The organism is Paeniglutamicibacter psychrophenolicus (genome assembly GCF_030812255.1).
GTDB classification, from domain to species: Bacteria; Actinomycetota; Actinomycetes; order Actinomycetales; family Micrococcaceae; genus Paeniglutamicibacter; species Paeniglutamicibacter psychrophenolicus_A.
On record NZ_JAUSSH010000013.1, the window covers coordinates 43,031 to 54,722 of the forward strand.

Annotated in this window: 9 protein-coding genes and 1 other RNA gene; 4 read left to right on the forward strand and 6 right to left on the reverse strand. The window is 68.2% G+C overall.

Features of this window, described 5'->3' with window-relative positions; genetic code table 11:
- Nucleotides 1-11 precede the first annotated feature (11 nt).
- Entirely contained in the window at nucleotides 12-569 is a 558-nt protein-coding gene (locus tag J2T21_RS15850; RefSeq protein ID WP_307582601.1) for an anti-sigma factor, read from the forward strand.
- 140 nt (nucleotides 570-709) lie between these two features.
- Here the strand turns inward: J2T21_RS15850 and J2T21_RS15855 are convergent, their stop codons facing one another.
- The 4 genes from J2T21_RS15855 to J2T21_RS15870 form a co-directional block, all read right to left on the reverse strand.
- Nucleotides 710-1,465 carry a PIG-L deacetylase family protein gene (locus tag J2T21_RS15855; RefSeq protein ID WP_307582602.1) on the reverse strand — a complete coding sequence of 252 codons (756 nt, stop codon included), beginning with the start codon at nucleotides 1,463-1,465 and terminating at the stop codon, nucleotides 710-712.
- Nucleotides 1,466-1,469: 4 nt separating this feature from the next.
- Nucleotides 1,470-2,423 (reverse strand): electron transfer flavoprotein subunit alpha/FixB family protein, encoded by a 954-nt coding sequence (locus tag J2T21_RS15860; RefSeq protein WP_307582604.1) that lies wholly within the window; start codon nucleotides 2,421-2,423, stop codon nucleotides 1,470-1,472.
- 22 nt (nucleotides 2,424-2,445) lie between these two features.
- Entirely contained in the window at nucleotides 2,446-3,267 is an 822-nt protein-coding gene (locus J2T21_RS15865) for an electron transfer flavoprotein subunit beta/FixA family protein (protein ID WP_307582606.1), read from the reverse strand.
- Between the two features lie 343 nt (nucleotides 3,268-3,610).
- Nucleotides 3,611-5,275, reverse strand: a complete 1,665-nt coding sequence (locus J2T21_RS15870) for a S1C family serine protease (RefSeq protein WP_307582608.1) — start codon at nucleotides 5,273-5,275, stop codon at nucleotides 3,611-3,613.
- Nucleotides 5,276-5,548: 273 nt separating this feature from the next.
- Between J2T21_RS15870 and J2T21_RS15875 the strand changes: the two genes are divergently transcribed.
- The 3 genes from J2T21_RS15875 to J2T21_RS15885 all read left to right on the forward strand — a co-directional run bounded on the left by J2T21_RS15875 (nucleotide 5,549) and on the right by J2T21_RS15885 (nucleotide 10,583).
- Nucleotides 5,549-7,606, forward strand: a complete 2,058-nt coding sequence (locus J2T21_RS15875) for a TPM domain-containing protein (RefSeq protein ID WP_307582610.1) — start codon at nucleotides 5,549-5,551, stop codon at nucleotides 7,604-7,606.
- Nucleotides 7,607-7,757: 151 nt separating this feature from the next.
- Nucleotides 7,758-8,504: a PspA/IM30 family protein gene (locus J2T21_RS15880; RefSeq protein WP_209909009.1), complete on the forward strand. Its 747-nt coding sequence runs from the start codon at nucleotides 7,758-7,760 to the stop codon at nucleotides 8,502-8,504.
- A 273-nt stretch (nucleotides 8,505-8,777) separates the two neighbouring features.
- A complete protein-coding gene (locus J2T21_RS15885) occupies nucleotides 8,778-10,583 on the forward strand; it encodes an HNH endonuclease signature motif containing protein (protein ID WP_307582612.1) in 1,806 nt (601 codons plus the stop codon).
- Nucleotides 10,584-10,684: 101 nt separating this feature from the next.
- Here the strand turns inward: J2T21_RS15885 and ssrA are convergent.
- Together ssrA and smpB are read right to left on the reverse strand one after the other, a co-directional pair.
- Nucleotides 10,685-11,054, reverse strand: a transfer-messenger RNA (tmRNA) gene (ssrA, locus tag J2T21_RS15890).
- A 110-nt stretch (nucleotides 11,055-11,164) separates the two neighbouring features.
- Nucleotides 11,165-11,647: an SsrA-binding protein SmpB gene (gene smpB / locus J2T21_RS15895; protein ID WP_083411005.1), complete on the reverse strand. Its 483-nt coding sequence runs from the start codon at nucleotides 11,645-11,647 to the stop codon at nucleotides 11,165-11,167.
- Nucleotides 11,648-11,692: the final 45 nt, after the last annotated feature.

Below are 11,692 nucleotides of genomic sequence, written 5' to 3' on the forward strand. Positions count from 1 at the left end.
ATGGCAACATCATGACCGGCACCGATCCTGCATACCCTGCGCACCGCGGCGACGAGAACGACGACGACCTCGGCATGGATCTTGTCGATGCGGTGTCCACGGACGCCGAGTCCCCCGCACGGCGCCCGCTGAAGAGGTGGATGTTCGTGGTCGCGGCCCTGGCGGTGGTCGTCATCGGCCTGGTCGCCGGGCTGGTGAACCTGATTCCGACCAACTACGTTTCCAAGGTCGAGCGCGCCTCCGACCAGGTCGTCGCCCAGGCCGATCTCGAGGGCGGCGGGCATGCGGTGCTCAAGACCTCCGCGAAGGCCGACGCCGGGATGGTCGAGTTGACCGGCTTGCCGGCCATCGACCCCACCGAGGACTACGTGGTGTGGCTCATCGAGGCCTCCACCGACCGGCCCACGCTGCTGGCCACCATCACCCCGTCGGACAAGCCCGTCAAGGAGGGCTTCAACGGCGTCGACAAGCTCGCCTCCGTCATGGTCTCGGTGGAACCGGGCGACGGAAGCAGCACCGCCCCGAGCACCGAGCCGTTGGCCGTGCTGGACCTGCCCGAAGCCAAGTAACGCACCCTTTGCGGTCCCGGCGCGGCACCCGCGCCGCCCACGACGAGTGGGCCGCCTCCCCTGCGACAGGGAGGCGGCCCACTCGTGTTTAAGGCGCTTCCGGCCCGCGGCTGGATGCGCCGGGGCCGGAAACGCCCGGGCTAGAAGCCGGCGATGGTGTCCGCGGCGTTGACCGCGACCACGTGGAACGCCTCGGCCAGCGCACCGGGCGCGAACCCCGCCGCGGCGCCCTGCGCCTGGCACTGGGCGCGCACGTAGCGTTCCATGGCCGGCACGTCGGGGTGCTGGCTCAGGTGCTGGCGCAGTGCCGCAAGCTTGAGCTCGAACACCTGCGTGATCTCCACCCGGTGGTTTTCGCGTTCGGCCGGGGCCCCGTAGAGCCAGAGCCACGGCAGCTTGTACGCCTGCAGCCCCTGCTCCAGGAGCTCCGGGTAGGAGAACGGGTTCTCCACCGCCGGGTAGATGGCACGGGTCACCGCCTCCCCGCAGGCCAGGTGGTCGGGGTGCGAGCGCTGGATCCGCTCCCAGTTGCGTTCCGGGTGCATGGCCAGCACGACGTCGGGGCGCAGCGCGCGGATCAGCGCGACCACCTGCTTCATGACGCGGTGGTTGGGCTCCAGGAACCCGTCGGCCTCCCCCAGGAAGTGCACGGTGTCAACGCCCACCAGGGCCGCCGCGGCGCGCTGCTCGGCATGCCGGGTGGCGGTGATCGCCTCGGCGGTGCGCGCGTCGAAGCCCCCGGCATCGCCGTCGGTCATGATGCAGTACTCGACCTGCACGCCCGCGGCGGTCCAGGCCGCCACGGTGCCCGAGGCCCCGAAGTCCAGGTCGTCGGGGTGCGCGCCGAAGCACAGCACCCGGCGCACCTGCTGCACGGCCGGATCGAAGATGCCCACGTGCCTAGCCCTTGCGCCGGCGGATCTCGGCGGCGGCCTGCGGCAGCACCTGCGCCAGGTCGCCCACGATGCCCAGGTCCGCGATCTCGAACACCGGTGCGTCGGGGTCCTTGTTGACCGCGATGATGGTCTTGGCGGTCTGCATGCCGGCCTTCTGCTGGATCGCCCCGGAGATCCCGGCGGAGATGTACAGCTGCGGGGAAACCGTCGTGCCGGTCTGCCCGACCTGCGCGGAGTGGTCGATCCACCCGGCGTCGGTGGCGGCGCGCGAGGCACCCACCGCCGCGCCCAGCGCGTCGGCAAGGTCCTCGACGGGGCCGAAGTCCCCGTCCACGCCGCGTCCGCCGGCGACCACGAAGCGAGCCTCGGAGAGCTCCGGGCGGCCGGTGGCGGCGTGCTCGGCGGTGGCGGTGATGCGGGCCGCCGGGCCGGTCTCCCCGAGTTCGAGCTCGTGCACCGGGGCTGCCGCGCCGGCGGCGGCGGCCGCCTCGGGCAGCTCGACGCTGTTGGCCTTGAGCGTGATCAGCGCCGGGCCGCGGGTCACCTGCGCCTTGACGGTGTAGCTGCCGGCAAGCACCGGCTTGGTCACGGTCAACTCCGCGTCGACGTCGATGGCGTCGGTGATGACCCCGGCGTCCAGGCGCACCGCGGCGCGTGCGGCGATTTCACGTCCCTCGACGGTGTTGGGCAGCAGCACCGCGGTGGCGCCCGATGCGCGCACGGCCGCCTCCAGCAGCGAGACCGCCGGGGCGATGAGCCCGGTGGCGTCCAGGCCGCCGGCCGCGGCGTAGAAGCCGGTGGCGCCCGCGGAGGCGAGCCCGGACAGTGCGGCGGCGTCGGCCGGGCCGCCCAGCACCGCGCTGGCCTCGCCCAGGCGGGCGGCCAGGGCCAGCAGCTCGCGCTGCCCCTTGGTCGGCGTGCCGTCGGGGGCGTGGATGTATACCAGGATGTTCGACATGTTGTTCCCCTTGAAAGTGGTGCTAGATCAGTTTCGCGTCGGCCAGGAAGTCCACCAGCGCGATGCCGGCCTCGCCGGAATCGGTGATGACCTGCCCCGCGGCGCGCGGCGGGCGCGGCGCGGCCTCGAGCACGCGGGTCGCGGACCCTGCGGCGCCCACGGCCCCTTCGGCCAGGCCCAGTTCGGCGAGCGTGAGCGTGGTGACCTTCTTCTTCTTGGCCGCCAGGATCCCGCGGAAGTTCGGGTAGCGCGGCTCGTTGGCCTGGTCGGTGACCGAGACCAGCACCGGCAGCGCGGCTTCCACGGACTGGGTCCCGTCCTCGCCGGAGCGCAGCCCCGTGACCGTGGTGGTTCCGGGCGCGATCTCCAGCTTCGACAGGTTGGTCAGCTGCGCCACGCCCAGGCGTTCGGCCAGCTGTGCGGGGACCAGCGAGGTCTCCGCGTCGGTGGAGGCCATGCCGGTGAGCACCACGTCGAAGCCGCCCAGCTGCTTGATGGCGGTGGCCAGCACCAGGGAGGTTGCCCCGGCGTCGGAACCTGCCAGCGCGGGATCGGAAATGTGCACGCCCGCGGCCGCCCCCATCTGCAGGGACTTCTTCACGGCGTTCGCCGCTGCGTCGGGCCCCATGGTCATGGCCGTGACGGTGTTCCCGGCCTTGTCACCGCCGCGGGACTCGGACAGTGCCAGGGCCGCCTCGATGGCGTACTCGTCGAGTTCCGACAGGACCGAATCGGAGCGGTCCAGGCGTTGCCCCGGTGTGGTCAGGTGCCGCTCGAATTGGACATCTGGCACGTGTTTGACCAACACGAGAATGTTCAGGGGCGTGCCGGTGTTCTGGCTCATTGCTGCCTTTCTGGAAACTTGGACAGATCTGCGTGGGAGAGGGCGTCCGGTGCGCACCGGGCGCCGCCGATGGCGGGCGGGACCGGCCGATCTCCCAGGGTCCATCGTATCGGTGCCCGGAGGCGCCCGCTGGCCCGGCCCCGGGCGGACGGCGGCGCGGGGCGGGTGCACCGGCGCGGCAAACGCGTGCGCACACGGCAAACGCGGCGCACCGGGCGCCGGGAAGGGTCCCGGCCGCCGGCACGCCGCGTCCGTCAATGTTTCACCGCATTGCTCCGTGTTGCGCGGTGTGACCGCCGGCGGCACCGGCCATGTTGCGCCGTGTGTCGCCCGGGGTTCGCCGCTACTGGGCCGGGGTTTCGCCCACCGTCACGGTGGTCGACTCCGCCGCGCCGCCGCGGGTGTAGTGGACCACCGTGGTGCCGCCGGCCGGGATCTCGCGGATCGCGGCGGTCAGCGAGGTGCTGTCGGAGATGCTGCGCGCATCCACGCCGGTGATCACGTCGCCCGCCTTCAGGTCCGCCTTGGCCGCCGGGCTGTCGGCGACGACCTCCTTGACCTCGGCACCGACGCTGAATGAGGAGGAGTTCCCGCCGTTGGCGCTGGCGGCCTTGGCCTGCACGGTGACCCCGAGCAGCCCGTGGGTGGCCGAGCCGTTGTCGATGATGTCGTTGGCGATGCGCTTGGCGTAGTCGATCGGGATGGCGAATCCGACGCCGATCGATCCGCTGTCGCCCGAGGAGCCGGCGCTGGAGCCGGAGGAGGCAATCGCGACGTTCACCCCGATGATGTTCCCGTTCACGTCCACCAGCGCGCCGCCGGAGTTGCCGTGGTTGATGGCCGCGTCGGTCTGGATCACGTTGATGAAGATCGAGCCCTCCGAGCTGGATTGCTGTTGCTGCTGCTCCGGGGCGCCGGGGAACTGGAAGTTGAACTGGTTGCCGTTGTCGTTCGAGTCGCTGCCCTCGGACTGCTTGGGCACCGCGGAGGAGGCGACGGAGATGGTGCGGTTCAGCGTGGAAATGATGCCGTCGGTGACGGTTCCGCTCAGGCCCAGCGGGGCGCCGATCGCGATTGCGGTGTCGCCCACGTTCAGGCTCCCGGAGGTGCCCAGCTCGGCCGGGACCAGGTCTTGCGCCTCGATCTTGATCACCGCCAGATCCGAGAGCGGGTCGGTGCCCACCACGGTGGCGTCGTGGACCTTCCCGTCGGAGGTGCGCACCGCGATCTTCGGGCTGCTGGTGGTCCCGCCCAGGGTCACCACGTGGGTGTTGGTCAGGATGTGCCCGGCCTTGTCCAGGATGATGCCCGAGCCCGAGCCCGCCTCGGAGTTGCCGGCGACGTCGATGGTCACGACGCTGGGGCTGGCCTTGGCGGCCGCCGCGGTGACCGCTGTGACGTTCTTCGGGTTGTTGATGACCACATCGCCCTGCGGGGTGGTGCTCGACGAAGCGGCTGCCGTGGGATTGGAGTTCATCACGTAGTTGGCGCCCACTGCGCCGCCCGCGCCGATGATGGCGGCGGCGACCATGCCCACGATCAGGGCACCGGAGGTGAACTTCTTCGGCGAGTTGTTCCGGGCCGGGGGCAGCGGTGCACCGAAGGCGGAGGCGTGTTCTTCTGCGGTCGGGGTGCCGTAGGGCGAACCGCCCTGCGGCGTGGAGTTCCAGGCATGCGCCGGCTGCTGCGCCGGGGCCGGGGCCCCGTAGGGATGCTGCGGCTGTGCCCCGGTTGCCGAACCCTGCGCGGGGGCGCCCTGGGCCGATGCGCCCGGTGCCGGTGCGTCCTGGTCCGGGTTCCCCGAGTGGCGCGGCAGTGCCTGCGTCGGATCCGCGGCCCCCTCGATCCGGGAGACCGGCTGCGTGCCCTCGGTGCCCGCGGCCCCGTCGCCGGATCCGCTGGCGGGGGTGCTCGGCGGGGTCGCGGGCCGCGGCGGCACGGCACCGGATTCCGGCTGCCGTTCCGGATCTCGCCCGGTGCCCGGCTGCTCAAACTGGTTCTCGCTCATGACTGTTCTTCCCATCCCTGACGGTGGATTCCTCTGCGTTTCCTGGTTACAACTATGCCCGTACGGGCTGTGGCGGCGAAAAGGAGAACCTGAGTGTCGGCTGTGAGAAGGTGTGATCCGGAAACCGCCGGCCCAGTGCACCGGCGATTCTGTGGACTCGCGCGTTTCACCCACCTAGAATCAACATCGACAGCAGAATCCGGAAAGTTGCATGCAATCAGGCAACGATACGCGCATATTCTGCGGCCGACCATGCAAGGGTGAAGGAAAACCATGAAATCGCTCCCCCGGCGGATGGCACTTGTTGCCTCCGCAGGAATCTTGTCCCTGTTCATGCTTGCACCCCCGGCCCTGGCCGACTCCCCCGTGCAGATCCCCCCGGGGCAGTTCGTCGTGGACCAGGCCAACGTCCTGGGTTCGGATGCCTCCGAGGTCGAGGACGCGGTGAAGCAACTGAAGCGGGACACCGGCCAGTCGCTCTACGTCATCTACGTGGATACCTTCACCAACCCGGACAACCCTGACGAGTGGGTCACCGAGGTGGCCAAGTCCAAGAACATGGGCACCAGCGACGTGGTGCTGGCCGTCGCCGTCCAGGATCGCAACGCCAGGTTCACCACCAACGACCGCAGCGAGTTGCACGCCTCCGGCCAGGACATCTTCAACCAGATGGTTTCCCCCGAGCTGTCCGACGAGCAGTGGGCCGCAGCTGCCCTGGGCGCGGTCAACGGCATCGAGAACGTCTCCAACGGCATGACCCCCGACGGCGAGCAAGCCGCCACCGGCCCGAACGGTTCGGGTTCCAACGGCGGATCCGGCGGCGGCACCGCCGGCTGGCTGCTGGTCGGCGGCGTCGTGGTGGTCGGCGGGGCAACCGCCTGGGCGCTGACGCGCCGCAAGAAGCTCCCCGCGCAGCTCCCCCAGGTGGCCACCGGCCCCGACGGCAAGCCGCTGGACCCGCTGGCATCGCTCAGCATCCCGGAATTGCGCACCAAGGCAGGGAGCCTGCTCATTGCCGCCGACGACGCCATCCGCTCCTCCGAGCAGGAGGTCGGCTTTGCCCAGGCACAATTCGGCGAGACGGCCATCAAGCCCTTCGCCGAGGACATCGAGACGGCCAGGACCCACATGTCCGAGTCCTTCAAGCTGCAGCAGCAATTGGACGACGAGATCCCCGACACCGAGGAAGAACAGCGCTCCTGGCTAGGTGAGATCATCCGCCGCTGCGAGGCCGTGAATGAGACCCTCGAGCAGCACACCGAGGAGTTCGCCTCGCTGCGCGAGCTGGAAAAGAACGCGCCGGAGGCCGCCGCCTCGCTCAAGGCCCGGATCGAGCCGCTGCGCCAGCGCGTTGGCACGGTCCAGGGGCAGCTCGCCGAGCTTGCGGCCCGCTACACCGACGGCGCACTGAACCAGGTCCACACGAACATCGCCGAGGCCACCGAACGGCTGGACTTCGCCAACACCGCGGTGTCCACCGCCGAGGCGAAGATCGCCGCGGCCGAAACCGCCGAGGCCGCCGTTGCGGTCCGCGCCGGGGAGGACGCCGTGCACCAGGCCACCGTGTTGCTCGATGCCGTCGCCCATGCCGGAGACGACCTGGACAAGGCCCGCGCCGACCTCGAGTCCATGGTCTCCACCGCCGCCCAGGACCTGGCCCAGGGACGCGCCCTGGTCGCCAACGGTTCCAACCCGGAGCTGGCCGGACCGGTCGCCGCCCTGAAATCCGCGCTGTCCTCGGTCCAGGCGCAGGTCGGCACCGGACGGGTGGACCCGGTCGCCCTGCTGGCCGAGGTCGATGCGGGGCTTCGTCCACTGAACGAGCAGCTGAACCAGATCCGCGATGCGCAGGAACGCAGCCGCCGTGCGGCCGACCAGCTGCAGGCGGCCATCCGCTCCGCGCAGATGAAGATCAGCGGCACCGACGACTTCATCCGCGCCCGGCGCGGCGGCGTCGGCGCCACGGCCCGCACCCGGCTGGCAGAGGCCCAGCGAAACCTCGAGGAAGCGCTGCGCCTGGCCTCCTCCGACCCGGTCAATGCCCTGTCCTACGCCGAGCATGCCTCGGCACTGGCCGACCAGGCCGCCCGCGAGGCGGAGAACGACGTCAACGGCTTCGGCGGCGGCTTCGGCGGCGGCCGGGGCGGAAGCAACGGCCTGGGCGGCGCCATCCTCGGCGGCATCCTTATCGATTCCATCCTGCGCGGCGGCTCGCACTCCGGTGATTCCGGCGGCGGCATCTTCGGCGGCGGCGGGTTCGGCGGATTCGGCGGCGGCGGCGGAGGTGGCTTCGGCGGCGGGTTCGGCGATGGCGCGGGAGGCAACTTCTAGGCGGCAGCACCCCAGCACCGGCACCGACCGCTCCGGTCGGTGCCACGGGTCACGGCAACCGACCGGGCCCCCACAGATTGCAGTACTGCGGTTCCGGCACCGGAAGCGCGACAGAAGAAGATCAACCAGTCAGTCAACGAAAGGTCTCACCGTGGCAAAGCAGTCTATTTTTGGTCGAGTCGCCCAGCTGGCCAAGGCCAACATCAACGCCATGCTCGATTCGGCCGAGGATCCCCAGAAGATGCTCGACCAGATGGTCCGCGACTACACCGACAACATCGCCGAGGCCGAAACCGCAGTCGCCCAGACCATCGGCAACCTGCGCATGATCGAGGAAGACTACAACGAGGATGTCCAGGCATCCTCCGACTGGGGCAGCAAGGCCCTGGCCGCGTCGGGCAAGGCCGATGAGTTCCGATCCGCCGGCGAGACGGCCAACGCCGACAAGTTCGACTCGCTGGCCAAGGTCGCCATCCAGCGCCAGATGCAGGCCGAGTCCGAGGCGAAGTCCTCGGAGCCGACCATCACCTCGCAGCGCGAGATCGTCGAGAAGCTCAAGTCCGGACTGGACGCCATGAAGTCCAAGCGCCAGGAACTGGTTTCCAAGCGCGACGAGCTCGTGGCCCGCGCCAAGTCCGCCCAGGCGCAGAACCAGGTGCAGGAGGCCGTTAAGTCCATCGACATCATGGATCCCTCCAGCGAGGTGGGCCGCTTCGAGGAAAAGATCCGCCGCGAAGAGGCCCGCGTGCGCGGCGCCGCCGAACTTGCCTCCTCGTCGCTGGACGCGCAATTCAACTCGCTGGAGGACATGGGCGAGCAGACAGAGATCGAGGCACGCCTGGCCGCGCTCAAGGCGCCGAAGACCGCGCCCTCGATCACCACCGGCGCGGACGAGTAACCAACCCCGCGCACACGCACCGCGGCGGCCCCGTGGCCGCCGGCCAACAGGACGGACGGGTGCCTTTGCACACCGGGATGATTCCGGTTCGCAGGGCCCTCGCCCGTCCTGTTGCCGTTCCGCTGCAAACCCGGCCCGCCGCAACCCCGGCCCGGGCTCCCCCGACCGCGTCCCGTGCCCTCACCGGCCACGACCCCGCATTCATCTTTCGGTTATCCACAGATTTGCAAACCCTCTGGATACGAACCCGGCGGATCGGGCATGCTCAAAGGCATGAACACCGAGCAGTTCACCCAGTTCCTGGGCCAAAGCCGCGGATACACCGGCCAGGGCTCCACGCCCGGCCACCCCGTGTCCCGGGCCGATCGCTTGCGCCTGCTGCTCGCCGCCGAGGAATTCTTCGTTGCCACCGCCACTGAGCTGGCCACCGGGTCAACCTCTCCCACCGAGGCCGCCATGGTCGCACTGATCGTCGAACGTGCCCACCGGCGCACAACCTACACCCAGATCCTCGCCGCACAATCCGCCCAACGCACCCTGGCCCACGAGTTGCCGCTCGAAACCATGGAGCAGCTCTCCGCCACCGTGGCCGACCCCGCACCGTTCCTGGCAGGGAAGAGCTCCTTGCCCGCCGACCCGCTGACTGCGCCGATCGGGCGGCTGCCCCACAAGGACACCGCGGACTTCCTGCAGCACCTGTTGGGGACCGCATACTTTGAGGTCCGTGACCGGATCAAGGCCGCCACCGCACTGGCACCCCACGTGGATGTCAACGGGATCAGCCGACCGGCCCGCTACCCCAAGCTCTCCGAGGACGCCCAGTCGGGGACGGTTGACCCCAGGCACGCAATCCAGCTGGCGAAGAAGATGGACAAGGTTGCACCCGTCATCAAAAAGCAACCCAAGGCCGAGGAGCTCGCCACCACATTGGAGGACAAGGTCCTGGATTCGTTGCGCACCCAGGGTCCCCAGGCGACCGGCAAGCTCGTCACCGCCTGGCAGCGCCACCTGGAGGAATCTGCTCCCAGCGAGCCCAGCGACGAAGAGATCGAAGCCAAGACCGGTATCTTCCTGACCCGCCGCACCGAGCACTTCTCGTACTTCAACCTATGCATGCTCAACGTGGATGCGGAGATCTTCCTGTCGCACTTCGCCAACGCGGATAACGCGCGCACCGCTGCGGGCAACAGGGACGGTCTTGCCCGCGATGCCGCGGCCCGGGCCCAAGGACCCGTTGGCCAGGACGGCAGCGCCATGAATCTGAACGACGCGCTACCGATTCCCGCTTGGGCGGTTGCCCCGGATGCCGCGACAAACGAGCTCCCCCGGGCCGCCGACACGGACCCTGGGTTCGCCGCCACCAAGGACGACAAGGCCAACGAAGCCAACAAGACCAACATTGGCGAAGAGCCGGCGACGCCTGCCCCAGGGATTCCCGAAGAGGCCCCGACAGGGCACTGGCAGGAGGATGCTTCCCGCCTTGACGGATTGACACCGGCACGTCGCCACCTCCAATCAATCCTCAACGCGCTGCACAGCGTCGCTGGTTCCGCCAAGGGCGGCAAGGGCCGGGCCAGGGCGACTTTGGTGGTCCACTGCCAACTCGAAACTCTTCTGGGGCTGGCCGAACGAGCCGGCATCAGCGCCCACGGGCTGGACATCAGCCCCGGAGAACTCAGACGGATGTTGTGCGACGCAGGCGTATTGCCAGCCACGTTCAACGGCGAGAGCCAGCTCCTGGATCTGGGCCGCGAACAGCGGTTCGTCCCGGACTACATGCGGGAGGGCATCCTCGCCAGGGATGGCGGATGCCTGGTTCCGGGTTGTGCCGTGCCGCCGGAGCACTGCGAAATGTGCCATATCGACTCGTGGGAGGACGGAGGGGTGACGAGTGTGGAAAACATCGGCCCCGGTTGCAGTTCGCACCACCATGATTTCCACTCCGGGAAGATACAACTGGTCCGGGACGGCGATGGCTTGCCTGCGGTCTTGTTGCCCAAGTACCTCGATCCGGAACAGATCCCGCGGCGCAACGACTACTGGCAGCACCGGCGGCAAACCAGCCCCAAGCTCTTCTAGCCGCGATCCTGCATGCCACCGGCTCGATTGGGTGCCACGATTCGGAAAATCGTTCAGGCGCAAGAAAGGCCCTGCGGATCCGTGGATCTGCAGGGCCTTCGTTGTGGAGATGGGGAGAATTGAACTCCCGTCCGATGTGGTGTTGCCAGGTCTTCTCCGGGCGCAGTTTGCGTTGGATTTTCTCTGCCCCAGTCGTCTTGCAAACAAGCGGCTGGTCCGGGCACAGTTACCTAAATTATGCGGGTCGTTCCGGTAACACTAACTTCCCGCAGTGGCTATCTAAATGACGTAAGGAACAGGGGCGATAGCATCCCCTGGCTTACGGACTGTCTGGCTGCTTAGGCAGCGAGAGCGAAGTCAGTGCGCTTTGAGTCGGCACTTATTGTTTTGCAAAGATCGTTAACGAGATAACTTTGCATCCTCGGCCCGCTTCACATGTCGCGACTCACACCGTCGAAACCGATCATCCCCGTATTTTGTTGTCAATGAGCAGCTTGCGCTACCCCAACCACACGGATCAACCGTGCATACCTAGTCTAACGCACATTCGCGTCACGTCTATTCCTTTGGCGCGACGAGGCTTAGTCGCGCACCCCGCGGTTTCGTTCCCGCATGGTGCGCAGCGCTTCGCGGTTGTCCTGCTTCTCTCGCAAGGATTGGCGTTTATCGTATTCCTTTTTGCCCCTGGCCACACCGATTTCGATCTTCGCGCGCCCGTTCTTGAAGTAGAGGCTCAGCGGCACGATCGTCAGACCGGCCTCGTTGATCTTGCGCTCGATCTTCAGGAGTTCCATGCGGTGCAGCAGCAGCTTGCGTCGCCGCCGTGCGGCGTGGTTCGTCCACGAACCGTTGAGGTACTCCGGAATGTAGACGTTCTCGATGTACAACTCGTTGCGGTAGAACTGCCCAAACCCGTCGACCAGCGATGCCTTGCCCTCACGCAGCGACTTGACCTCGGTCCCGCTGAGTACCATGCCGGCCTCGTAGGTATCGAGAATCTCGAAGTCGTGTCGGGCCTTGCGGTTGCTTGCAATGATCCGCTCTTGCGGGTCTTTCTTAGACACGTTGGCTTCTCCTCTCCGCGAGTGGTTTCTTCACTTGGCGAGCTT